The organism is Deinococcus sp. QL22, assembly GCF_023370075.1.
Taxonomy (GTDB): Bacteria; Deinococcota; Deinococci; order Deinococcales; family Deinococcaceae; genus Deinococcus.
This window is the reverse complement of sequence record NZ_CP097149.1, coordinates 3,193,357-3,214,726: the sequence shown is the minus strand read 5'-3', so window position 1 is coordinate 3,214,726 and position 21,370 is coordinate 3,193,357. Positions and strand designations below refer to the sequence as shown.

Genomic DNA, 21,370 nt, shown 5'->3' with positions numbered 1-21,370 from the left:
ACTGAAGGTTGCTCTAGCCAGTTTTTAATCTCAGTGGTCAGGCCAAGGCGGATTGCCTTGGCCTGACTCTTTTTTGCTTTCAGAACGAAAGAGAACGGAAGGAACTCACGGCGCAGTGCTTCAAAGCTGCCTCCTCAAACCGTCCTCACCCACCGTGCCGCTACGCTGACCACATGACCAACGGGCTTCAGGACGGGCAGGCAGGAGAGGTGCCGCGAGACGTGATGCAGGCGACGCAGGCGCGGTTTATTCGGCGGGATGCGGCGCGGGCGGGGCAACTGGAGCGGCTGAACGTGGGCGGCCCGCTGGCTGCCGACACCCCCGAACGCATCGAGGGCCGCCTGACCCGCCTGGGTATGCCCTTACCGGACGCGCGGGCGGTGGTGGAAGACCACGCTGCCCTGAGCAGCGTCACCGCCCGCCTGCCCGACAGTGTGCGGCTGGGGCTGGAGCGCGTGCTGGGGGCCAACGATCTGGTCAATGTGGCTTACCTCGATCTGGCACGGGCGGCGTCGCGGGCGGTGGGCCGGGTGGTTATTCGGGCAGCAAATGGGCGAATCCTGGGCTACGGCACGGGTTGGCTGTGCGGCCCGCGTACCATCCTGACCAACAACCATGTGCTGGCAGACGCCGCCACTGCCCGCACCAGCGTCATCGAATTCGACTATGAGCGGCGGCCCGATCAGACCATTCGGACGCCGGTGACGCTGAAACTTGATCCGGCCAGCCTGTTCCTGACCTCGGGGGCGCTGGATTACTCGTTGGTGGCGGTGCAGGGCGACACGTCGGCGTTCGGCTGGTTGCCCCTGTTCGGCAGCGGCGACAAGAACCTGATCGGAGAGGCGCTGAGCGTGATTCAGCACCCGTCGGGCGAGCCGAAGCAGGTGGCCCTGCGTGAGAACCGCCTCGTAGACCGCCTGCCCGACTTTTTGCACTACGAAACCGACACGTCTCCCGGCTCCAGCGGAAGCCCCGTGTTCAACGATGCCTGGGAGGTGGTGGCCCTGCACCACAGCGGCGTGCCCCGCACCGACGATCAGGGCCGCGCCCTGCGCCGCGACGGGCAGCCCGCGCAACCCGGTGACCCGGATACGGTGATCGACTGGATTGCCAACGAGGGTGTGCGAATCAGCCGGATCGTAGAAGACCTGCGGGGCCGCACTGACGCCGCTGGAAATCTGCTGGTGCAAGAGGTGTTGGCGGCCAACCGTCCGGCGCTGGTGGGGCCACCCGAAACGCTCCCTGGTGGGCGGGCGGCTGCAGAGGCGGCGCGGGTCTTCGACCTTGGCCCGGTTACGCTGGACGCCGACGGCAACGCGACTATTCCAGTCAGCGTGCGCCTGCGCGTCGGTGGTTCTGTCCCTGTTCCCACCCCACCCACCGAGTCCCGCCCTTACCTTGACCCCAAAGATGAAGCCGAGGCTGCCGCCTATTACGCGGGCCTGTCTGAGTCGGGTATACCGTCGTTTCTGGCCCTCTCTGAACTGGTCACGCGCACACATGAAAAGCTCTTGCCCTACGATCCCGCCGACGAGTTGTACCCCTGGGTAGACCTCTGGCCCGATGGCAAGTTGCGGAGCCTGTATTCGGGGCGTGAACACACCGCCGAAGAACTGATTGCCGCAGACCGCACCGCGCAGGCCAGAAGGCTGGAATTGGCCGCCCGCGAGGGGTTTTCTGCCGACTCGCTCGAGGCTGCGTTGCCCTATAACTGTGAACATGTGGTACCGCAGTCCTGGTTTGCCAAGCGCCAGCCGATGCGCGGCGACCTGCACCATCTGTTCGCCTGCGAACCCGATTGCAATTCTTTCCGGGGCAATACGCCCTACTTCGATTTCCCCGATTACGGCGAGGCCCTGCGAACCGATTGCGGGCGGCGCGACCCCGGCGAATTTGAACCTGCGCAGGGTAAAGGGGCCTCGGCGCGGGCCACCCTCTACTTTTTGTTGCGGTATCCGGGCGTGGTGCGGCAGTATTCGGCGCGGCACCTGCAAACGCTGCTGGCATGGCACACGGCCCAGCCCCCCGGAGACTGGGAACGCCACCGCAACGCGGCTATTGCGGCGCGGCAGGGCAACCGCAACCCACTGATAGATCGTCCGGAGTGGGCGGCAGGCGTGGACTTCGGGGAAGGGCTGGGGCGCTAGGGAGCAGAAGGGGCGCGGTTTCGCAAGGCAACCTTTAAGTCTGCGCTGTCTTTGTCTGTGCTTCTCCGCGCTACCCTGGCCCCATGTCTGCCCCCGATTCCTCCTCCAATCCTGCCAATCCTACGCCCCCGGTTGCCACCCGCACCGACAAGGGCGTGCGCGGCCACGAGCTTGACTTGCACGTTACATTTGCACAGGCCCTGCCCAGAGAGCAGGCGTTGGCGGCACTGCTGGCCCTGGAAGGCATGACTGTCGAACTCTACGCCCCACATGATCAGCCCCAGGCTCCCATTCCATCGGCTCGCCTGACCGGGCCCCTGCGCGACCCAGAGGCTACCCGCACCGCCCTGACTGGCCTGCTGGCCGCCGACGCCCGCGTGATAGAAGTCGGCTTGCACGGCTTTTTACGCAGCGTGACGGGGCAAACCGAGTGGATGCCCTGGCGCAAAAACGCCGTCTTGCCCCGGAACAGGGTAGACGGCGTGACGTTTGATGAAGGCGTGAAATTTATTCTGGAATGAAGATGCCAGACTGCGTTTAGGCGCTCAGCGGCAAGACCCATGCCCGTGCTTTGGCTCCCTCATCATCGGCGGGCCGCAGCACCAGCACTTCCAGTTGAGCGTCGGGGCGCAGCAGGTAGGGCAACCAAGAATTGTTCAGGGAACTCAGGGCGGCGCGGGCCTGCTGGTCGGTATGGGCAATATTGTGCAGCACGACTACGGCCCGCTCGCCGTCCGTGCTGACCCACACATCAGCCCTGGCCTGCTGGTCTATGCCCAAAAAATCCCGGTATTCAAATTGATGGTCGCGCCTGAGCAGGTGCATTCCCCGTGTCTCCCTTGTCCTGATGTGTTCAACGGCTGTGTTTGTTCCCCCAGCCTAACCGCTTTGACCGCTCTGGCAAACAGGCCTTTGTCCCGTCCCGCTGCCTCTCGCTCCGGCGGCACATTCTGCCAGAGACCAAATGACGAAAAAGTCACAGAATAGAGGTCGGGCAGTCAGTCTAACCGGGGGTCTGAACTGGGCGGGCAATTCTGGTACGAAACAGAGCGTACCTGCACAGTCTTAGCCTGCCGTCCTTCTTTAGAATGACCGCGTGACCCCTGCGCCTGTCTCCGAACTTCTGCTGGAATATCAGGGGTATGTGCTGGCTTACCGCTTGCGGGCGACGCTGGGCGGACGGGTCGCGCCTCCGGGCGAACAATTGGGGTTGTCAGGTTACGCGGCGCGGCGGCTGGAGCGGCAAGAACTGGCCCGAACGCTCATCAAGGCGGGACTGGCACCTGGCCGCATGGCCGACCTCGACCGCTTATCGGACGAGTTGATGTTCGGGTTCTGGCTCAATCCTTCCGAGGTGGCGGCGTTTTTGCGGGCGGCCATTCGTCAGGGCAGCCATCCGGCATTGGGCGACCCAGATGCTTTTGCCGCCTTGCTGACCCCACAAGAGCAGCGGCGCTTGGGATCGGCGGGCGTGCGGCTCGTGTGTGCCCACCACCTGACCTGCCTCACGCTGGCTGCCCCCATGCTCGACCCCGACTCGCTGGCGAGTGTGTGGAAGCGGGTAGAAGCCACCACGCCGCCGCTGTTTATAGACGCCCTTTTTGCAGGTGAAGAGTCAGGTCACAGTTGACCGCATTCCTGAAGGTCATTCGGGCCCTATTGCCGCGCCGTTGCCCCGGCTGCGACAGCCAATTGGGGGCAGAGGCGGGTCTGTGTGCGGCGTGCAGGGCGGCCCTGATGCCCCGCATAGAGTGGCACAGCCCGATGCGCCCGCAGCCGGAACCGCATCTGGTCACGCTGGGCCGCTACGTAGGAACCACCCGCCGCGCCGTGCGTGCCCTGAAATACGGCGGCGCACAAGACCTGTCGGGCGTGCTTGGAAGCGTGCTGGCACGGGGTATTCCGGCAGCGTGGGGGGTAACGTCGGTGGTGCCCGTGCCGCTGCACTCTGGCCACCAACGAGAGCGCGGCCTCAATCAATCCATGCTGCTGGCCGAAGTGGTGGGACGGGAACTGGGCATTCCGGCTGTGCCCGCTGTGCGCCGGATCCGGGCCACGACCCAGCAGGCCAAACTGCACGCCACCGAACGCAGTGCCAACCTCACCGGGGCATTTCTGGCCGATGCGGGAAGGTTGCCGCGTGGGCCCGTGCTTTTGCTGGATGACGTGATGACCACCGGAGGCGCACCCATCACAACAATCACCCCGGATCAAGCGTCAAGCTGATCTCCCCACCCGCAACCACCCGCGCCATCAGCCCCAGCCGCACCACAGCCTCATACAAATTCTCCGCACCCACCGCGTCGCTCAGCGCCCGCTGCACCAGCCCCAAATCGGCCACCGGCTGCACCGCGCCCTCCTCACTCAGCGCCAGCAACCGCGCTCGCTGAGCGGTCAGCAAGGTTTTGCTCTCCGCATACTCATCCTCGGTATCGATGCCGCGCAGGTAAGCGGCGCGGGCTTTGCTCAACTGACCGTCCAGATCCCGGATCGCTGCGGTGGTGTCCAGCCGCACGACGGGAGGCGCGATCAATTGCTGGGCTGCCGTCAACGGTTCGGCAGCGAGTGACCGGATACTTCCCCAAATGGCCTCATGCAGCCGCTCAGCACGGTAATACGCCAAGTGGTCACACCCCTTTTTGGTGTGCTTGGACAAGGCCCGGTCTCCACATGAGTAGTAATAGTGGAAGGATTTGCTGCCGTCTTTCCGGGTGTAGCTACTTTTGCAGCCCACCATCGCGCCCGCACACTCGCCGCAGCGCAGTCGTCCGGTCAAGGGATAGATGTCGGTGCGGCTGCCCCGGCGTCCCGCTCCAGTGCTCCGGTAGATCATGGCCCGCTGCACGGCATACCAGACTTCATCGGTCACGATGCGCGGGACAGGGCAACTGATGGATTCGGCCAAGGGACGGCGACTGACCCGCTCCCGGCCATAGATGTACTCGCCCCGGTAGACGCTGTTCATCAGTACCTTGCGGATGGAGTCCCGATCCCAGTTGGGTTTCCCGGTGGGGGAGAGCACACCCAAGCGTCCCAGCTCGGCACTCAGTTCATGCGTGCCTATTTTCAGGGCCTGCTCAAAGATCCAGCGCACCCACTGGGCTTGGGGTTCGTAGATCTCGCCATCCTGATAACCGTAGGCGCTGAGGGGTTGCAAGGGCTTGCCGCCCCGCACTTTCTGTTTCTTACCTTCCATCATGCGCCGCACAATCCGCCGCCGTTCGGCATCGGCCATGACGATCCGGACACCGAAGTTGAGTGCCCCGGCGTCGTCTTGGAGATCAAGCATGCCTTCGATGGCGGTGTGGACTTGGAGGCCTGCGGATTGCAGGGTCTCCAAGAGGGCATACCCGGCGCGGGGGTGGCGGGCCAGACGATCCACGGCGTAGATGATGACGTCGGTGTAGGCGGGGGCGTCGGCCAGGAGCTTGCCGAAGCCGATGCGGGTTTCGGTGGTGCCGGTGATGGCGTCGGTGTAGACCTGGTGGACGGGGAGGCTGAGGCGTTCGGCGTATTCGCGGCAGGCGCGTTCTTGGACGGCGAGGCCGAAGCGGTCAGCAGTGTCGCCACGTGGGTCGGATACGCGCAAATACACTGCTGCCCTACTCATGGCACACTCGGCAAAATAAGTTTCGTATTTTTCTTAGAGTTACAGAGAGCGTGAACAGGACGAACATTTTCAGGGATATGAGCGCCTCCCTTATCAAACGGAATGATGTGATCGAAAGAAAGCTCATAACCTTGAATCGTTTTTCCACAAAGGTAACAAGTTGATCCGTATTGCAGCAGGAGAGCTTGGTAATCAACGTTAGCCACAACTACACCTTTAGCCTTCGCTTTTGATTTGGCTGTTCTTTGCCTACCTATTAAGGGGCTGAGGGCACGAGTACGTACAGCCCTCTGTTGCTCTTGTTCCCTGTTTGTCTCACGCCATTTACGGGCTATCTCAGTCTGGGCACCAGGATGTAAAGCGTGCCATGCTTTTACGCAGGCGCGATGTTTTTCTTTGTTGTTTACATACCAGCGGTGAGAGCGCAAGCGAGTTGCGTCAGCGGTTCTCCTGCGTTGCTCGACAATCTTGTCAGCATTTTTGCGCTTGTATTCAGCATCTTGTAGGCGATTACATGTTCTGCAGACTGTCCTCAAACGCCCTCTGGATTCTCCAAAGAATTCACTAGTTTCACCCTTCGTTTGACCACAGCGTGTGCAGACACGGGTGGCTGTTGTACCCTCATCCATGCGGAACCTCCCAAATAGGTTTCGCCATGCTCCGGGCAGCTCGCTACTGCGCCGGGGCTTAGCTCTTCTACTGTACCCCGCATGATTTTCTAAGCGGAGATAAACCGCAGCGCGGGGAGTCATAGGGTGTCAACCATTGGTTGTCAGTCCTCTGACGGATTTGGGCCGTCTTTTAGAGAACTGGGCATCGCGGAGCTGCACGTCCAGCCCAAAGCGGTCTTCACCGACCTGGTTGCGGGTGCTGACGCGCAGATAGAACGTGGTGGGCTTGGGACTGTTAGCCATTAATGTTTAGACCTATTGTCGTAAAACAAAAGACAAAAATGTCAACGGGGGAACTGCTTCCCGTTGACATTGAATACCAGTTGGTTTGGACTAGCGAGTCAATCCTAAGCTCTTGAGCAGTTCTGCTCTTGGGGTTTCTTTTGCTCGTACCTGAGCAAATTTTTGAGCGGCTTGGCGAATTGCCTGCAAGTTTGGCGTACTGGAACTGAGGGTTTTGGAGCTGGGGGTACTGGCGCCCTTCAACTCGACTGAAGCTCGATTTGATGTGGTGAGGGTCTTTGCGGCCATGGTTCCTCCCTTTTAATGTAGGTACTACCTGAGTGTACGCTACCTCTCTTACTGGGGTATGAATGTCAGAGACGTTCATGTTTGAACATCCTTGGGTCGTTCAGGCACAACGAAATTGACGAAATAATCGGCAAGCAGTACTGGTAAGCTTGGTTTACCAATTCTTCATTTCCGAAGGCATCTACAGCGGGACTATCAACGTTCACGATGGCCATGATCTGTCCTGAGAGATCGTAAACCCTGAGGTTGGCGACCGCCCTATACCCTCGATCCTCTGAGACGCCGCAATCACGAATGTCAGGGATATAGATATTTTTGTTCTGGCGCAAAACATCACACATACCCCAAGTCATCTCCGGTATGTAGCACTCTCTGGGTATCTTTTGACTTCTTCCGCGCCCACCAGGTTCGATCTTTACAATCTGCAACTTTTGACGATCTTGGCTCACAAGGGCAAGAGTTGCAGTGAGGTCAAGGGGAGTCTTGGCTGAATCCGTAAAGAACATTTTAAAACAAGCAATTATTGCTTTGAGATAAGAGTTTATGGCTTCAGTGCTAACGGTTTCATCCACATTGAATGTCATCCCATAGGACAGTTGACGATTTGCATTTATCATTCCATCTTCGTGATTACGTGCGACTTCAGCCCAGAGAATCATTTTTTCCTCTGCGCCTTCCTCTAATCCTTTCTCGAAACTGAGCTGAAGTCGAGAGTGAGCTGCTTCTAATCTCGCTTCAGTTTCGGATAAGGCTGTCTGATAGGTCGCCTCCGCGGCTTTTTGCTCTAATTTTGTCTGTTTGTCTTTCTGCTCTTTGATTTCTTTCTCGCGTTTGTCTTTATAATGCTTGATTGTTTTGCTCGCGCCAATGAGGAGTGCCGCTATGAAAGTAGCAATGCTTAAAGGTGGCCATTTCGCGTCCAGGCCGTTCAAATAGGCAAAGACCAGTAACCCCGCCGGAACCAAGCCAAACCAATCACCTAAAACAATGAATCCATCGAAGATACGCGTTCTCGTGGTGCCGCCGAACATAATGTCGATGGCGCGAGTGACGGCGTGTGGTGGTGGCTCGTTGCTGGATGTCATTGTGAAATCTCAAGATTCATGGTTGCCATCGCTCCACCCCTCAGCTCCAGCACACGCCCAACACCGCATTGGTCTGTCACTTTGCGTCTAGTACTTTGACGGTGTGTAGCAAGCGACTGGCGTGTTTGAAGATGTCATCCAATCCATCCAAGGTCACTCGGGACTCCTGGCGGTCTGCCTTGTCAAAGATGCCCAATTGCAGCCGCTTCTCGCTGAAGTACAGCCGCCCTATTGCTTTGCGCCGGTTGTTGTCCAGCAAAATGGAGCTATAAGACTGGTGCTTACGCAAATGCACGCGGGCATAGTTGATGTTCTCCCGGAGAATGGAACGAATGATGTAAAACGCCTGCCACTCCTCGGTGGTGATGACCAGCCCCGCGTCATCTGAGTCCTGATCGTCAGGTTCTGAGCTGCTGGCCTGATTCGGGTCAGCGGCAACAAAGGCATCCCGCAATCGGTCACTGATCAGTTGCGCCACAAACTCATTCAGAGCCTTGCGCGTGTACAGGGCGAAGCGGTTGCGAACGCCTGTGGTCAGCCGGCCCTCAAAGACTCGGGCCGTAAGCAGGCGAATGAATTCATCCGATGGCTCGGTAAATTCTTGGGCCAAATGTTGCTTGATGGCCTTGACGTATTTCATCTCGCTCGCCAAGCTCAAGATGTTGTCTTGGTCGAAGGCATGCTTGGCGAACTTCAGCAACTCCACCAGCTCGGCTTCCTTGATCTTCAGCAGATTCACTTCAAGGAAGGGCCGACTGTCCATAGTGTTGGGCTTTTCCAGATCAGTGTAGAAGCGGTAAGTAACACCGTTGGTCAAGATGGCAAAACGGGCCTCAGTGACGCTGAAATAGCGGTAGAGCTGCGAAGCGTGCTCCAGACTCGGCGCGACGTTGTGGTGCTTGCACTCGAGCAAGATGATGGGTTTACCGTCTTGGAGGATGGCGTAGTCGACTTTCTCGCCCTTTTTTACGCCAACATCTGCCGTGAGCTCCGGTGTCACTTCCAATGGGTTGAAGACGTCATAGCCCAAGGCCTGAATAAAAGGCATGACAAGGGCATGCTTGGTTGCTTCTTCCGTCTGGAGCTGCTGAATCACAGTGGGGATGCGCCGAGCGACTTCCAGCAACCGAGCCGAAACTTCTACATCTTGCGGTTTAAGTCGACTGATCGGGATCGTCAAGCTCTGCTCTATTTGTGCGGGTGTCACAGGGGCTGGCGCTGGCTCTTCTACAGTTGGCGTCTCTGCGACCGGTGAGGGAGAATCTTCTGTTGTTGCACCACCGAAATGGTGCAGCAGACCTGCCAGATCACCAGCAAACGGCGTTCCAGTAGCTTGCAGATGCCACGCGCCAGAAACTTGGGCGAATTCGCACACCATGACCGACTGCTCAGAGGTGCTGAAGGGCAGTGAGAAGGTGGCTTTGGCCTCTTGATCTGCACCCATCAGGCTCAACTCAACACGTTGTAATTCGCTGAGCCCTTCTTCTGCGGACAAAGTGACCGTGATCCGGCGAACATGTGATGGCAGGGCGGAGAGCGATAGGGCTAATCGTTTCTGGCCCTCTTGCGGGTCAGGCAGCAACCGCAGCTCACGCTTGGGACTGGCCTGCTGATTGTAAAAAACGAAATACGCCTCATCTTTAAGTTTGAGCCGGTCTGTCGTAGCGAACAGGCTGACATCTGCTTCTAGTGGGGGATGCAGTTGAAGGCTGAGGAAGGTTGTAGCTGCAATATCGTCAGAGGCGAGCGTGAAAGGGTCTTGGGGTGGCTGTTCAGTCGTCATGGTTGAATTCCCCTCAGCTGGTGTGTCAAGCGCCCTCGTGTTGGCCTTGGACTATTGCAGCCATTTCAAAGTGATCTTCTTGACCTATCACGCTTACGGCCTCCGCGCACGCAACTTTGACCACCCTCAGCCCCAGCACAGGCCCAATCACCCTGACAGGCTGCAGTAATTCACCCAAGGTGATTCGCCAGGGGTGCCCTGTCTTTCCATCCTGATGACGACTGCTTGGCCGTTCATTGCGCCGGCACGCTTGCTTAAGGTCAACTTAAGCGGCCCAAAATTTGCTTGAGCCAGATCCATCTCAGAAGTTTGAGATGCCCCTGCTTCTTTCACGGAATTGGTCGCAATCCAGTTCTGGATAGACGGTAATCGTGAAACATCCGAGTTAAAACATTTCGTTGCCAACTTTGCGATGCCTTGGCTAAATAGAAGTAACTCCGTTTTGTCCAACTTCCCATTAAATTTGAACACGCTAAGACTGAGGGTGTTGTACCCATTGTCTACAAAATCCAAGACGTTCACACCGACAGTGATTGTCTTGTTGCTGCCTTTGATCTGATAAACAGCATCACCGCCACTTAAGACAAGGACACTCTTCCCATCACCTAAGAGCCGCCACAGGTCTGTGCTCTCAGCAGACGATTGGCCGCCCAGCAATATTCCGATAAGGGCGGAATTGCGTAACACATTAACGACGCTCTTTTTCATGCCATTACCCCCAGCACACGCCCAACACCGCTCACGCCTCTTCCTCACGCCATCCCACGATCACGCCAATTGTTCGGGGCCGGATGTGATCCGACAACGTCAGCAGGGCCGCATGTGGGAATGAAGCCCGAGGATCAGGCAACCGCGAATAAGGGCGTAAGGAGCTACGGGGATGCGTACTTGCCACATCCAAAACAGTCGTCGCTCCGCTCAAAAAGATCGTGGTCGGCTCATCGGTATGGGCCAGCGCAATCCGACGCGAGGCCGCGGCAAAGGACACCCGGGCACTGGACTGCAAATCAAGCACGGTCTGAGGCGTCACGCCATAACGGTCAAATGCCCGCCGCACGAGCGGATCGGGCATCACGAGTAGGGAACCGATATAACTCGCCACCATCTCCAGGTGATCTTGCGCGTCCTCTGCATCAACCTCCCCTTTGATGGCCTCTTCAAGCCCGGCCCGTTGGATCATGATGTGCCCCAGCTCGTGATGCATCGTGAAGCGCTGACGGGGTGCGTAGGTGTCACGTTTCAGGGTGATGACACTGGGTGGCCCGTTGGTGGCGCGATTGGCTTTGCCAGGAATGATGATGACGCCCCAAGCTTTGGCGAGCGGCTCCGGTTCAACGATATGGTTGACGGCTTCATGCTGTTTCAGGGCAAACGCAATCGCCTGATTCGTTGCCCGCCGCACTCAATTGCCCCCGGGTTCGATCCCGGCACGGGTCAAATCCCGGTACAAGTCAAGCCATGCTTCAGGATCTTCTGGCAGCCCTTCACGCCAGTTGAAGCCTGCGAGATAGGTTTGCCAGCGGGGTTCACGCAGATCAGCAAACCGCTTGCCGTACAGGTCGATGGCGGCTTGAAGACCTTCTGGGAGTGGCATAGGGCGGGGTTCAGGTTTAGGTGGTGTAACAACTACCTGGGAAGCATCCAAAGATGCCAACGTGAAATCCAACCCAAGCGCAGCTTCTAATTCAGCCATTGTCCAGTTCAGACCACGTGCGAGGCCAGACAAACGGGCAACGGTCAGATTGCCGACCTCATAGCGCCCACCCTCCAGTTCACTCACGGTGGTCTGGTTCAAAATGCCGCTGTCTAAAGCGACTTGCTCCTGACTTTTACCCAAAGCCGCACGACGTACCCGTAGAGCTGTAGCCCATGCGGGGGGCGGAGTTTTGGGACGGGTACGTGGTTTGGGTGTCATCCCCGAAACCCCTGATATAGACATATGCATATCCGTGTACCCATACGTACATACTCCTCTATGGGTTCCCCGGTGGTCTAACGGTCAACCCATAGTGCTATTGACGTATCACCCGCCAAACCATAGAATATGGGTATGCAGATGAAACGACTAAGAGAGCACCGGGAGGCGCGGGGCCTATCGCGTGAGGCTCTGGCGCGCGAGGCGGGGGTGTCTGCTGCCCTAATTCAAGCCCACGAACAAGGCAGAAATCACGATACGCACGTATCTGTGGCTTCACCGCTGGCTTGTGCGTTGGGTATCCCTATGGAAGAGCTATTTGCGCCTGAAGATATGGGTCTGCGGGTAAAATCATGACCCGTCCTCCTACTCCCACTCTCCGTGTGGTGTCCATCGCGATGGCTGATGGCAGCGACATCAACAGCCCTGCAGCGCGTGCCCAGATCGCTCGCGCCTTGCTGAGCATTCCCGTTTCTCAACCCGTGCCCAGTGCACGTCAAGAGCAGTCTGCCAAAACCAACGCGGCGGACTGAGCAAAAAAAGCCCCGCTTATGGCCTGCAGAGCCAGCGGGGATCGGAGATCGATATGCGAAGTGTACCAGAAACGCTAACTCAGAGCCGCCAACGTGAACGCTTCAACGTGCAGCTGGCCCAGGCGCACACCTACGCACGTGACCACAGCGTGCCCTTCAACCCCATCAAGCCGGATGCGCTGGTTGAACTGAACGGCGATACCTACAGCGTGGAGTGGAAGCTGGTGCGCTTTGACCTGATGAGCCCTACGCAGGTCTGGGCCGTGACGATCCGCCCCCGCAGCACGGGTGTAGCGCAGGGCTACGGCCAGATCATCCGCAAGCAGCGCCGCTCCAAGAAAACGGGCCTCGCCACCGTGCGTTACAACTCGCCTGCTGGCAACCACAGCACTGAAGACGAAGTGCAGACCGCGCTGGTCGCGTTGACGGCTGCCCGCATGACTGACAAGGCAGTAGCGGCATGAATCATCACCTCTTCCAGATGGCCTACACCGCTGCCCTGACTCAGCCCGTGGTGGGCTGGGTTCTGGGCCTTGTGACCGTGGTAAGCAGCGTTTGGGCGGTGTTCGGATGATGGGCATTCACGACCTGCGCCTGCCGGTGCTGCGCCGTCAGACCGCGCCTATGAGTGCCTGCCGCGCCTGCAAATTGCCGATCAGCTCAGACCACCTGTATTGCGATGAGTGCATGGAGCGCCCCGTTCAACCGGGTTACGGCCCCGTGTGCATCGACTGTGGAAATTTCATCGCGTGCGTGTGTGAGGGAGAAAAGTCATGAAGAACGCCCTGATCGTCTGCCTGTTGATCGTTCCCGTGTTCAGTGTGATGTGGGGCTGCTGTGTCGTCAGCGGCGGCATCAGCCGTCAAGAAGAGGCCTGCGCATGATGTTCGCCCTGCTGGTCATCAGCCTGATCCTGATCGCCGCCCTCGCGCTGGATAAGACCCGCGACATCCCCCTGCCTGCAGTCGAAGTCACGCCCCGCAACCGCCGTGTGTACACGCCCGGTGTGGTGATCCGGACTCGCCAGCTTGTGCGGGCGATGGAAGCTCGCCGCGCTGTGCGTGGTGACGACGGGTACGTCAAATCGAGCCGCGCATGACTGCTTCCCAGATTCAGCCCGCCCACAACATACAATTGGCCCACGCTTTCGACTTCACCCGTGAGCAGATTGACCTGATTAAAAACACCGTAGCTGTGGGCTGCACTGACCTGGAACTGCAACTGTTCCTAGAAGTCTGCCGCTCCACTGGACTCAACCCCATGCTGAAACAGGCCTATGCCATCAAGCGCAAGGTAGGCCGTGAAGAGAAGATGGTTATTCAGACTGGCATCGACGGTTACCGCCTGATCGCCAGTCGCACCGGGATTCACCTCGGCACCACCGATCCAGAATTTGGCCCCAAGAATGCTGACGGCTACCCGGACTGGGCACGGGTCATCGTACGCCGCCTCGTGCACGGGCATATCGCAGAGTTCCCCGCCACCGCCCGTTGGAGTGAGTACGTTCAGACGAAGAACGAGTGGAAGAACGGGCAATCCACTGGAAACAAAACGGTGTCGGACATGTGGGCGCGGATGCCCCACACCATGCTCGGAAAATGCGCGGAGAGCTTGGCGCTGCGGAAAGCCTTTCCCGCTGAACTATCGGGCGTGTTTACCAATGAGGAGATGGCGCAGGCGGATAACGTCCACCCCGTTCCAGCAGCTGTGCAGGAAGCCAAGCCTGTTGTGCAGGAAACCAAACCCGCGCCCGCTCCCCAGTCTGCCCCCGATCCCAAAGAAGCCGCCCTGCAAGCATGGGCCATCAAGATCGGAGAGATGGCCGAAAGGGTACGCAATTTGGGCGCACCAGAGAACGTCAGCGCCATCGAGAAGGCGCACGCTTGGCGCACCGATCTGGACGCCGCCCGCCTTTGCTATGACCAATTGAAAGCGCTGGGCATGGAGCTGCACAACGGCAAGGCACAGCCGACTGAACCCACCCCCATGCCCGCCGAAGCCATGCTCACCCCAGAGCAGCGGGGCCAATTGCAAGCTGTCGCCAAAGCCAGCGATGCGGCCAGCAGTGAGCAGCGGTACGCGCTGTGGGCTTACATGATCAATAGCCCCACGCCGATTGCCACCAATAATCTGACCGCTGAGCAAGCCGCCTATTTGTTGGACACCTTCAGCGCCATGAATCCGGATGAGCGTGCCCAGTGCCTCACCGAAGCCTGCGCCAAATTCAAGGTCGCTGCGGAATGACAGCCCCTATTCCCGGCGTGCATACGGCCCTCAAGCGTGGTCAAGACACCGTCATGCCTAATTGGGCGCTCGAAGCCTTCGACACCCTGACGCTGATGAGCGATGCCAAGTTGCTGAACTGGCTCACCCGCCACCGTCAGTACCGCGCCAACAGTTACAGCACCAAGCAACTGGCGATTGCTCTGGAGCTTGATCCCAGAACGGTGAGAGATGGGTTGGTCAGATTGCGCGAGGCCGGGTACATCCTGAGTGTCGATGGGCTGCACTGTTCGGTAGACGCGCACAGCAGATTGACCCCCAGCCAGATCAAGGCGGCGGCAACGCCGGTGCAAGCCTCGCGCAAGCCCGCTGCAACGCCCGTGCAAATATACCCCGCCCAAAACGCTGAATATGGCGTGCAGAACGAAGAAAAACAGTCCCTGAAGAAAGGAAGAAAGGAATATAAGGAAGAAAAGAATTTAAAACCACAGGCGCAGGAAGACGCTGCGCCGTGGGGTGAAGATCCTGCTGCTCCTGTTCAGGATGAAGTTCAAAGCCCGGCACGCCAGAAGACCAACGGCACCGACAAGCAAAATGTTCCGGCGGCGCGGCGGGCGGCGGGCGAATCCACGCCCTTCCAGGAACTCTTTGCCGCCCTTGCGCTGGCTTGCTACGGGGGTCAGGACGATCTGACCAACAGCGCCAGTATCCGTCTGGCCAGCGCTGCCAAGAGCTTCGACAAAGCCAAATTCGTAGCCAGCGACATCCCGCCGCTGGTGGCGTGGCTGCACCAGACCGAAAGCTGGCGGGATGCCGTGACGCCTCAAGTGCTGGAGGAACGCGCCCCAGCATGGCGGGCCACGCTTCGGGGGTCACTTCCAGCCCGACCCATGAAGGCCCACGTCGTGAAGTTCACCCCCCGTCCGCAGAGCACTGAACAGGCCAACCAGCAGGCCGCAGACCGGGCCAGCGATATCTACGCCGCGCTCCAGGAGGGAACCCATGCCGTTTTCTGATCAACACTTTGCCGCCGCCTGGACAGTGCTGGAAGACCGTTTCAACCGCAAGCACAACGCTCAGACCGTCAAGATTTACCACGACATCTTGGCCGCTGAACTCACGGCTGACCAGTTTGCTGAAGCGTGCCGTGCGGCGTTCCGGTTTGAGCAGTTCATGCCCAGCCCGCAGAAGCTGATCGACTACGGCTTGGGTGCAGGTGACTTCCAGGCGCAGGCCTTGAGTGCATGGGATGACCTGGTGACGCGGGTGAACCGGGGCGAACAGGCCACTACTGAATCCGGCCCGATCCGCACGCTGCTGAACAGTGTCTGCAACGGCCAACCGCTTGGGATGATGGAAACCCGCCAGTTCCCCTTCCTGAAAAAAGAGTTTGTGGAGCGGTACGCCCAGCAGCTGCTGACCGAAGCCCGCACGAATACGCCCGTCCTTGTGGCCCCAATTCAGGAGGTGGCGCGTGTTCTCCAGTAACGAACGCATGAACCGGCCCGTGACCTTTGGCGAGGCACTGGGCGCGAAAGCAGGGGAGACGTTGGAACTGAACACGATGCAGGCCGCGACGTGCCACCGATGTGGCGCGGAACCCCGCCTGTACCACCACGTTTCCCCGAAAGGTCGTGACGTAACGGTCTGGATCCCCGCCGTTCACTCTTGCTCCGCTCGCCACTATTGATCTCGGCTGAAGTAAAAGACGATAGATTGTGTGGGTGACCGACCATTGGCGACCCTCGCACCTTACGCGAGCTCAACTTGAAGAACGTCGACTGCACTTCCTCCAGCTGCTCGAGACCCAGCAGCATAGTTCCAAAGAGCTGGCTGAGTTCCTAGGGGTCTCGATGAGTACCCTCCGCACTTGGAGACAACGCCTGCGGCAGCAGGGGTCAGACGCCCTGCAGGCCACCGTCACTACGGGGAGAGCGCCGGCGCTCTCCCCAGAGCAACGGGAGACGCTGAAGCGCCTCCTCAACGAAGGGGCGCAGGTTCACGGCTTCCCGGACGTGAGTTGGACGACGCTCCGGGTCAGGGACGTCATCGGTCGTCAGTTCAACATCTGGCATCATCGCGATCACGTCCGCAGAATCTTGCACCAGCTAGGTTTTTCTCGTCAGAAACCCGATAAACGCGCTCTGGAACAGAACCCAGAAGCCGTGGCGACTTGGATCCAAACCACGGTTCCGGAACTGAAAAAAAAGTAGCTGCGGGCGCGACTTTAGTCTTTCTCGACGAAGTGGGGTTCAGTTTGAAAGGCACCGTGAAGCAGACGTGGGCTCTGCGTGGGCAGACTCCGGTGGTCTTCGCCAAAGCCAGTTGGGACAAGGTGTCCACCCTAGGGGCGATCACCAGTGCCGGCCAGTTTCTGCAGCACACGCAGCAGGGGGCCTTCACAGGCCCCCAGGTAATTCGCTTCTTTCAACACCTCTTGACGCACATTCCAGGCGATCTCCTGGTGGTGTTGGACAATGCCAGCATCCATAAAACGAAGGCCGTCACGGCCTTCGTTGCTGCTGAAACACGGCTGTCCTTGTCGTATCTGCCGCCATACGCTCCGGAACTGAATCCTATTGAACTCGTCTGGGCCTACGTGAAGCGCAATATTTTAGGCAATTTCTGCGCGCAAACCTTGAAGGTGTTGAAGGCACGACTCCGGGTCGGTTGGCAGCGCGTTCGATATATCCGGCTGCCAAAACAGCTGCTTCATAGCTACCTTCCGTCGTAAACTTCAGCCGAGATCAATAAGGAGACCCACCATGCAAACCTACGGAATTTTCGGCCTGACCTTCAAGACCGCCACCATCAAAACTGATAACGACGCGGGTCGCGTACTGGACGCCAAATACAAGTTCTCTTCTGGGGTACGGGCGGAGCGCCGATTCATGCTGGAGCATGTGCCTGTCCTCAAGGGTGCGGCGCAGGACGGCGGCAAGCTGCGCTTGGAAGTGACCCCCATGATGGACGGCCAAGCTTTCCCCGCTGTCGACGTGCCGGTGATCTTGCGCGGCAACATCACGATTGATGAGGCTGGAGACGTGCTGGTCAACTTGCGGGTGCAGTTCTCTGAGTTGGAGAACGCAGGCTTGGGGGTGGATGCCCTGCTGATGGCCAGTTGCTGCCTGGAATGCACGGTGAGCAATCAGCCCACGTTGGACGAGCAGATCCGGACGGAATTGCAGGCAGAAGGACAGCTCAAAGAGGACGTAGCTGATGTGCTCAGAGACACGGAAGCGCTGCTTAAACCTGCTGAAGCGGCTGCCCCGAATATCCCTCTTGGCCCGGATTTGGATGTGGAAGAAGACATGCCCTTCCCGACTGGCGGCAGCGACAACTTCGGCACACAACCCAGCGCCTGAACGAACCGGGGCGGGCCTGTGTGCCCGCCCTGTTGGAGATTCCTATGACGATGACTGAGCAAGGCGTGACGCCACTGGCGCCGGAAGAACAAGAGACCCTCATGCGGCTGGAAGCTGTAGTCCGGCAAGGCTGGGCTGGGTTTGTCAGTGTTGGAGAAGCTCTACTGAGCATCCGGGATGCCCGGCTATATCGCGCAGCCCACAAGACTTTCGGTGACTATTGTGAACAGGTCTGGGGTTGGTCTCGCCAGCGGGCGCAGCAGTTGATGGACGCAGCAGAAACCAGCCAGACGTTGACAACCATTGGTTTACACCCGGAGAACGAACGGCAAGCCCGCGAGTACAAAGACGCCGCCAAACTAGTGGCCACCCTTGAGCCGGAACTGCAGGTGGCTGTGGCCACGTACTTGAAGACGGCCACCGGTAGTGAGCGGCCTAGTACGAGTCAAGTGAAAGCAGCGGCAGAGGTGGCAGCGGCCATCGATGCACACGGGACGGTGGCACACCCGGATACGGGCAATGAAGTCCCCTTCCACGCTTTGACCGGTGAGCAGCGGGCAACGGCCTTGGCCGAGAACGTCACCAACGGAACCTACGAACGGCTGAAGCGGCAAGAGAACCACATCCAGACCAGCATTCAGCAGACCAACAGCACCGGCAAAGGGGGCTGGGCGGATTGGTGCTTGAACTATGCCCAGCAGCAGTTGACCGACACCCAAGAACTACGGATCGTGGTCAAGAAAGACACCAGTGGCAACGCTCAAGTGCAGGCGTTAATCGTCGATTCGGAATCGCACGCGACGGTGGCTTTCGGCGACACGGCCCCTTATCTGAAGAAAGCCGTGCTGAACCTCGTGGAAGAGGTCAAAGGATGATTCCAACTGGTTCAAACCGAATCTACAACGCTCTGTGCCCCATTCAAGCCGGACGGCTGAAGGTTCAACGAGGCCAAAGCCTCCTGAATGGCCATCAGCAAGGCCCGGTTCATGGTGTTGCCCCAACCACGGCCAATCACCTGCCCATGCTGACTGACCTCATAGCGGTCAAGCAGTTGGCCTGCCTCCCACACTCTCGGCAACACGTTCAATTGACATCCGTTTTGACGCAGCGCCTCCCAGGTTTCGAGCATTACCCCTTTCGCAAGCAGATTCATTCTCTGGAGCCTAGAGGGTTCAGTTTCGCGCCGCCTAACGCCTTTCTTGAACGAGTGCAGAGCGTCAAATCATGCTGTGAAGTGTGGGATTTATGACTGCATCTGCCCTTCAAATCGAAGCCAAGTTCTTCGTCAATGGGTTGGCTGTTGGGCACCCGACCACCCTGGACTTGAACAGCCACCTGCGGGAGGCGCTGACCGACCTTTCTGCCAAGCCATCTCTGAAGAACGCCGTGATGAACTTAGTCGAAGAGGTCAAAGGGTGAAGCTACAGCAAGCGGTACCTGCCAACGCCCACCCTTTCAAAGTCGTTATATCTCTGGCCATGACGTTGCCTGGGAGCGTTCTGACACATGAGCGAACTGATGTACGTCCGAATCGTCGGAATCGAATACTGGGTGTGATTGGCCACCATCGAGGCCAGCACTTCACGGATATGAAACGTCTTGGGCGTGCGGTCATCCACCAATGCGTTGACGGTTTTCAAAATTTCATTGCGGCAGGTCATGGGCGCATCTTGACGCCGCCGATGGGTCCATGATTGTGCCCTCTGTAAACGCCGAGCTCGCCCCACCCGAGGCAGGTGAGGGCTGATGCCGATCAAGCCAGAGAATCTTAAGCGCTACCCCACTGACTGGAAGGATGTCGCTGCCAGCATCCGGCAACGGGCCAACAACCGCTGTGAGGGCAGCCCTGCTTACCCTGACTGCCGCGCCGCCAACGGTGAACCGCACCCTGTGACCAGAAGCCGTGTGGTGTTGACGGTAGGCCACTTGGATCACGTGCCTGAGAACTGTTCCCCTCAGAACCTACGGGCTTGGTGCACCCGTTGTCACAACACGTATGACGCTCAACATCGGGTAGCTAATCGGCGGGCAACAAAGGCCGCGAAGGCCGCCCAGATCGTACTCGTGGAGTCTGCATCCACAGGAGGTAAGCGTCATGCTTCCGAGACAGAGTAGGCCCGCCATCGTAAAGCAATCCGTACAGTACCCGCAGACTTGCTTGACCGGTCACAGTGATCTTATAGACCGGGTTCTGTTCATTCCAGCCGCTTTTCTTCACATTCCAATTGAAGGTGATGCCCTGGCTGCTGAGCCAGTCGCGCAGACCCGTCATCAATGTCAGGGACGCTCCCGTCATGGAAACGGTGAGGTCCGGCACCTGCTGCCCCGTGCGCCGCTGGCTGAGCAGCACACTCCCGTCACCGTCAATCAGGCCACGCACGAAAGGGCCATACAGCTTCGCAGGCAGTTCCGGCCAGGGCACAATCAGGCTCTTGCGCGGAGTCAGCCCCAGCCCCTTCAACACGCTAGCGGTGTGGGGAGAACTGAACACGACGCGCCACACCTGCCCGCCATTCTTAGGGCGTACTCCCCCAGGCTGCTGAATCAGGGCCGCTACCTCATCCATGAGTTCCCGATCCTTGGAGACGACTTCTACCGAGTTGCGAGACAGGTTGCCGTCACTCCAGATCAGGCCCAGCAGCCATGCTCCAGGCGCGGCCAGTTCGTCAAAGAAGTGCTCGTTGAAGGGGTAACGGAACACGGGTTGAGTCATCCCAGCAGCGGCCCGCCGTCTGAATTCAGTGCGCTTGCTCATGGGCTGTCCGTCCTGAACCAGGATGCGCGGCATACACCTATTCTACATGCTTATAGCCAGCGCTGCCACAACACCTACGACGCCGCGCATCCGGCAGCGAACTGGGCGAAAGCGGTGGGCCTGTGAATCCTTTTGGCAGCCGTGCCGCTGCTGAGCAGTACCTCAGCCGGATCGCGCCCAATTTGCGCGATGGCATCCGGCTGAGGTTGGGCCTAGTGGAAGCGCCCCAGCCAGTACTCGAAACTAGTCCACCTGTGCAGCCGCGCCCAGCGCAGGAAAAACAACCCGAGTGGACTACTGAGCCGCTGGAAGCCGAAACGAGTCCACCCGGAACCCTGATTTTCACCCTGCCGTACCCGCCGTCCCTGAACAGCATCTGGCGTTCGATCCTCGTGCGCTTCACGCCGAAGAATCCGAAGGCCATCCCGTACCGGGTCAAAGTCTTGCTGAGCGAAGAGGGACGCAACTACCGCAGGGCTGTCATCTCGTGCGTGCAGAACTATGGGCAGCCCAAAACCCCGCCTGGTGCGCGGCTGTCCCTGTTGCTGATCGTCTCGCCGCCGGACCTACGGAAACGCGACCTCAGCAATATTCCCAAGGCATTGGAAGATGCCCTGACTCATGCGGGGGTCTGGGCGGATGACTCGCTGATCGATGTGCTGACCGTGCGGCGTGCCCCGGTGCATCCCGGCGGGCAGGTTGTCGTGCAGATCATGCCATTGACTGAGACGCTGTTTGGAGGTGTGCCTTGA

At 58.9% G+C, this 21,370-nt stretch carries 29 protein-coding genes; 17 read left to right on the top strand and 12 right to left on the bottom strand.

All coding sequences use genetic code 11. The features are described from left to right. Positions 1-173 precede the first annotated feature (173 nt). Both M1R55_RS15995 and M1R55_RS15990 read left to right on the top strand, forming a co-directional pair. Complete coding sequence (locus M1R55_RS15995) at positions 174-2,147, top strand: endonuclease (RefSeq protein ID WP_249392712.1); 1,974 nt, start codon at positions 174-176, stop codon at positions 2,145-2,147. Positions 2,148-2,230: 83 nt separating this feature from the next. Beyond that, positions 2,231-2,668: a hypothetical protein gene (locus M1R55_RS15990; protein ID WP_249392711.1), complete on the top strand. Its 438-nt coding sequence runs from the start codon at positions 2,231-2,233 to the stop codon at positions 2,666-2,668. Positions 2,669-2,684: 16 nt separating this feature from the next. Here the strand turns inward: M1R55_RS15990 and M1R55_RS15985 are convergent, their stop codons facing one another. Continuing rightward, the gene (locus M1R55_RS15985) at positions 2,685-2,972 is read right to left on the bottom strand and encodes a hypothetical protein (protein ID WP_249392710.1); all 288 of its coding nucleotides are present in this window, start codon (positions 2,970-2,972) and stop codon (positions 2,685-2,687) included. Positions 2,973-3,243: 271 nt separating this feature from the next. Here M1R55_RS15985 and M1R55_RS15980 point away from each other — a divergent pair, with 271 nt between their 5' ends. Then, complete coding sequence (locus M1R55_RS15980) at positions 3,244-3,777, top strand: hypothetical protein (RefSeq protein ID WP_249392709.1); 534 nt, start codon at positions 3,244-3,246, stop codon at positions 3,775-3,777. Then, the gene (locus tag M1R55_RS15975) at positions 3,774-4,373 is read left to right on the top strand and encodes a ComF family protein (protein ID WP_249392708.1); all 600 of its coding nucleotides are present in this window, start codon (positions 3,774-3,776) and stop codon (positions 4,371-4,373) included. The genes M1R55_RS15980 and M1R55_RS15975 overlap by 4 nt, the downstream gene beginning before the upstream one ends. Here M1R55_RS15975 and M1R55_RS15970 read toward each other — a convergent pair. The 8 genes from M1R55_RS15970 to M1R55_RS15935 all read right to left on the bottom strand — a co-directional run bounded on the left by M1R55_RS15970 (position 4,348) and on the right by M1R55_RS15935 (position 11,742). Continuing rightward, on the bottom strand, positions 4,348-5,736 hold the full coding sequence (locus M1R55_RS15970; RefSeq protein WP_249392707.1) for a recombinase family protein: 1,389 nt from the start codon (positions 5,734-5,736) through the stop codon (positions 4,348-4,350). The two genes, M1R55_RS15975 and M1R55_RS15970, sit on opposite strands and share 26 nt — an antisense overlap. 17 nt (positions 5,737-5,753) lie before the next feature. Then, positions 5,754-6,386, bottom strand: coding sequence for an HNH endonuclease (locus tag M1R55_RS15965; protein ID WP_249392706.1), 633 nt, complete (start codon positions 6,384-6,386; stop codon positions 5,754-5,756). A gap of 129 nt (positions 6,387-6,515) precedes the next feature. Next, positions 6,516-6,671 (bottom strand): hypothetical protein, encoded by a 156-nt coding sequence (locus tag M1R55_RS15960; protein WP_249392705.1) that lies wholly within the window; start codon positions 6,669-6,671, stop codon positions 6,516-6,518. 353 nt (positions 6,672-7,024) lie between these two features. Further along, positions 7,025-8,044 (bottom strand): tubulin-specific chaperone A, encoded by a 1,020-nt coding sequence (locus M1R55_RS15955; protein ID WP_249392704.1) that lies wholly within the window; start codon positions 8,042-8,044, stop codon positions 7,025-7,027. Positions 8,045-8,120: 76 nt separating this feature from the next. After that, a complete protein-coding gene (locus tag M1R55_RS15950) occupies positions 8,121-9,827 on the bottom strand; it encodes a type I restriction endonuclease (RefSeq protein ID WP_249392703.1) in 1,707 nt (568 codons plus the stop codon). Between the two features lie 147 nt (positions 9,828-9,974). After that, the gene (locus M1R55_RS15945) at positions 9,975-10,535 is read right to left on the bottom strand and encodes a hypothetical protein (protein WP_249392702.1); all 561 of its coding nucleotides are present in this window, start codon (positions 10,533-10,535) and stop codon (positions 9,975-9,977) included. A 31-nt stretch (positions 10,536-10,566) separates the two neighbouring features. Beyond that, complete coding sequence (locus M1R55_RS15940) at positions 10,567-11,229, bottom strand: ImmA/IrrE family metallo-endopeptidase (RefSeq protein WP_249392701.1); 663 nt, start codon at positions 11,227-11,229, stop codon at positions 10,567-10,569. Further along, positions 11,230-11,742, bottom strand: a complete 513-nt coding sequence (locus tag M1R55_RS15935) for a helix-turn-helix transcriptional regulator (RefSeq protein ID WP_249392700.1) — start codon at positions 11,740-11,742, stop codon at positions 11,230-11,232. 129 nt (positions 11,743-11,871) lie between these two features. On the opposite strand from M1R55_RS15935, the gene M1R55_RS32145 reads away from it, so the two are divergent. The 11 genes from M1R55_RS32145 to M1R55_RS15885 all read left to right on the top strand — a co-directional run bounded on the left by M1R55_RS32145 (position 11,872) and on the right by M1R55_RS15885 (position 18,738). Next, entirely contained in the window at positions 11,872-12,099 is a 228-nt protein-coding gene (locus M1R55_RS32145; RefSeq protein WP_371827123.1) for a helix-turn-helix transcriptional regulator, read from the top strand. After that, positions 12,096-12,275 carry a hypothetical protein gene (locus tag M1R55_RS15930; RefSeq protein WP_249392699.1) on the top strand — a complete coding sequence of 60 codons (180 nt, stop codon included), beginning with the start codon at positions 12,096-12,098 and terminating at the stop codon, positions 12,273-12,275. Before M1R55_RS32145 ends, M1R55_RS15930 begins: the two co-directional genes overlap by 4 nt. A 53-nt stretch (positions 12,276-12,328) precedes the next feature. Continuing rightward, positions 12,329-12,739: a hypothetical protein gene (locus M1R55_RS15925; protein WP_249392698.1), complete on the top strand. Its 411-nt coding sequence runs from the start codon at positions 12,329-12,331 to the stop codon at positions 12,737-12,739. A 416-nt stretch (positions 12,740-13,155) separates the two neighbouring features. Then, a complete protein-coding gene (locus M1R55_RS15920) occupies positions 13,156-13,374 on the top strand; it encodes a hypothetical protein (protein ID WP_249392697.1) in 219 nt (72 codons plus the stop codon). Then, positions 13,371-14,519 (top strand): phage recombination protein Bet, encoded by a 1,149-nt coding sequence (gene bet, locus M1R55_RS15915; protein ID WP_249392696.1) that lies wholly within the window; start codon positions 13,371-13,373, stop codon positions 14,517-14,519. Before M1R55_RS15920 ends, bet begins: the two co-directional genes overlap by 4 nt. Beyond that, positions 14,516-15,514: a hypothetical protein gene (locus tag M1R55_RS15910; protein ID WP_249392695.1), complete on the top strand. Its 999-nt coding sequence runs from the start codon at positions 14,516-14,518 to the stop codon at positions 15,512-15,514. The genes bet and M1R55_RS15910 overlap by 4 nt, the downstream gene beginning before the upstream one ends. Beyond that, positions 15,501-15,986 carry a hypothetical protein gene (locus M1R55_RS15905; protein ID WP_249392694.1) on the top strand — a complete coding sequence of 162 codons (486 nt, stop codon included), beginning with the start codon at positions 15,501-15,503 and terminating at the stop codon, positions 15,984-15,986. Before M1R55_RS15910 ends, M1R55_RS15905 begins: the two co-directional genes overlap by 14 nt. After that, entirely contained in the window at positions 15,973-16,188 is a 216-nt protein-coding gene (locus M1R55_RS15900) for a hypothetical protein (protein WP_249392693.1), read from the top strand. Before M1R55_RS15905 ends, M1R55_RS15900 begins: the two co-directional genes overlap by 14 nt. Positions 16,189-16,222: 34 nt before the next feature. Beyond that, positions 16,223-17,232 (top strand): IS630 family transposase gene (locus M1R55_RS15895; protein WP_249391752.1). Its coding sequence is split into 2 segments (ribosomal slippage): positions 16,223-16,709 and positions 16,709-17,232, totalling 1,011 coding nucleotides; the frame shifts between segments, so codons are not numbered across the junction. A gap of 31 nt (positions 17,233-17,263) precedes the next feature. Then, complete coding sequence (locus M1R55_RS15890; RefSeq protein WP_249392692.1) at positions 17,264-17,863, top strand: hypothetical protein; 600 nt, start codon at positions 17,264-17,266, stop codon at positions 17,861-17,863. Positions 17,864-17,907: 44 nt separating this feature from the next. Beyond that, complete coding sequence (locus M1R55_RS15885; RefSeq protein ID WP_249392691.1) at positions 17,908-18,738, top strand: hypothetical protein; 831 nt, start codon at positions 17,908-17,910, stop codon at positions 18,736-18,738. A gap of 11 nt (positions 18,739-18,749) precedes the next feature. On the opposite strand, the gene M1R55_RS15880 is transcribed toward M1R55_RS15885, so the two are convergent. Further along, entirely contained in the window at positions 18,750-19,016 is a 267-nt protein-coding gene (locus M1R55_RS15880) for a hypothetical protein (protein ID WP_249392690.1), read from the bottom strand. 92 nt (positions 19,017-19,108) lie between these two features. Here M1R55_RS15880 and M1R55_RS15875 point away from each other — a divergent pair, with 92 nt between their 5' ends. Beyond that, positions 19,109-19,282 (top strand): hypothetical protein, encoded by a 174-nt coding sequence (locus M1R55_RS15875; RefSeq protein WP_249392689.1) that lies wholly within the window; start codon positions 19,109-19,111, stop codon positions 19,280-19,282. Positions 19,283-19,284: 2 nt separating this feature from the next. Here the strand turns inward: M1R55_RS15875 and M1R55_RS15870 are convergent, their stop codons facing one another. After that, positions 19,285-19,524 (bottom strand): hypothetical protein, encoded by a 240-nt coding sequence (locus tag M1R55_RS15870; RefSeq protein ID WP_249392688.1) that lies wholly within the window; start codon positions 19,522-19,524, stop codon positions 19,285-19,287. Between the two features lie 356 nt (positions 19,525-19,880). After that, positions 19,881-20,651, bottom strand: a complete 771-nt coding sequence (locus M1R55_RS15865; RefSeq protein WP_249392687.1) for an LAGLIDADG family homing endonuclease — start codon at positions 20,649-20,651, stop codon at positions 19,881-19,883. Between the two features lie 89 nt (positions 20,652-20,740). Here M1R55_RS15865 and M1R55_RS15860 point away from each other — a divergent pair, with 89 nt between their 5' ends. Further along, the gene (locus M1R55_RS15860) at positions 20,741-21,370 is read left to right on the top strand and encodes a RusA family crossover junction endodeoxyribonuclease (RefSeq protein ID WP_249392686.1); all 630 of its coding nucleotides are present in this window, start codon (positions 20,741-20,743) and stop codon (positions 21,368-21,370) included.

Bases quoted from the DNA above. Each gene is read 5' to 3' on its own strand.
- M1R55_RS15995 (WP_249392712.1), top strand. From the start codon at position 174: ATGACCAACGGGCTTCAGGACGGGCAGGCAGGAGAGGTGCCGCGAGAC.
- M1R55_RS15990 (WP_249392711.1), top strand. From the start codon at position 2,231: ATGTCTGCCCCCGATTCCTCCTCCAATCCTGCCAATCCTACGCCCCCG.
- M1R55_RS15985 (WP_249392710.1), bottom strand. From the start codon at position 2,972: ATGCACCTGCTCAGGCGCGACCATCAATTTGAATACCGGGATTTTTTG.
- M1R55_RS15965 (WP_249392706.1), bottom strand. From the start codon at position 6,386: ATGGATGAGGGTACAACAGCCACCCGTGTCTGCACACGCTGTGGTCAA.
- M1R55_RS15960 (WP_249392705.1), bottom strand. From the start codon at position 6,671: ATGGCTAACAGTCCCAAGCCCACCACGTTCTATCTGCGCGTCAGCACC.
- M1R55_RS15955 (WP_249392704.1), bottom strand. From the start codon at position 8,044: ATGACATCCAGCAACGAGCCACCACCACACGCCGTCACTCGCGCCATC.
- M1R55_RS15950 (WP_249392703.1), bottom strand. From the start codon at position 9,827: ATGACGACTGAACAGCCACCCCAAGACCCTTTCACGCTCGCCTCTGAC.
- M1R55_RS15945 (WP_249392702.1), bottom strand. From the start codon at position 10,535: ATGAAAAAGAGCGTCGTTAATGTGTTACGCAATTCCGCCCTTATCGGA.
- M1R55_RS15935 (WP_249392700.1), bottom strand. From the start codon at position 11,742: ATGACACCCAAACCACGTACCCGTCCCAAAACTCCGCCCCCCGCATGG.
- M1R55_RS32145 (WP_371827123.1), top strand. From the start codon at position 11,872: ATGGGTATGCAGATGAAACGACTAAGAGAGCACCGGGAGGCGCGGGGC.
- M1R55_RS15930 (WP_249392699.1), top strand. From the start codon at position 12,096: ATGACCCGTCCTCCTACTCCCACTCTCCGTGTGGTGTCCATCGCGATG.
- M1R55_RS15925 (WP_249392698.1), top strand. From the start codon at position 12,329: ATGCGAAGTGTACCAGAAACGCTAACTCAGAGCCGCCAACGTGAACGC.
- M1R55_RS15920 (WP_249392697.1), top strand. From the start codon at position 13,156: ATGATGTTCGCCCTGCTGGTCATCAGCCTGATCCTGATCGCCGCCCTC.
- bet (WP_249392696.1), top strand. From the start codon at position 13,371: ATGACTGCTTCCCAGATTCAGCCCGCCCACAACATACAATTGGCCCAC.
- M1R55_RS15910 (WP_249392695.1), top strand. From the start codon at position 14,516: ATGACAGCCCCTATTCCCGGCGTGCATACGGCCCTCAAGCGTGGTCAA.
- M1R55_RS15905 (WP_249392694.1), top strand. From the start codon at position 15,501: ATGCCGTTTTCTGATCAACACTTTGCCGCCGCCTGGACAGTGCTGGAA.
- M1R55_RS15890 (WP_249392692.1), top strand. From the start codon at position 17,264: ATGCAAACCTACGGAATTTTCGGCCTGACCTTCAAGACCGCCACCATC.
- M1R55_RS15885 (WP_249392691.1), top strand. From the start codon at position 17,908: ATGACGATGACTGAGCAAGGCGTGACGCCACTGGCGCCGGAAGAACAA.
- M1R55_RS15880 (WP_249392690.1), bottom strand. From the start codon at position 19,016: ATGAATCTGCTTGCGAAAGGGGTAATGCTCGAAACCTGGGAGGCGCTG.
- M1R55_RS15875 (WP_249392689.1), top strand. From the start codon at position 19,109: ATGACTGCATCTGCCCTTCAAATCGAAGCCAAGTTCTTCGTCAATGGG.
- M1R55_RS15870 (WP_249392688.1), bottom strand. From the start codon at position 19,524: ATGACCTGCCGCAATGAAATTTTGAAAACCGTCAACGCATTGGTGGAT.
- M1R55_RS15865 (WP_249392687.1), bottom strand. From the start codon at position 20,651: ATGCCGCGCATCCTGGTTCAGGACGGACAGCCCATGAGCAAGCGCACT.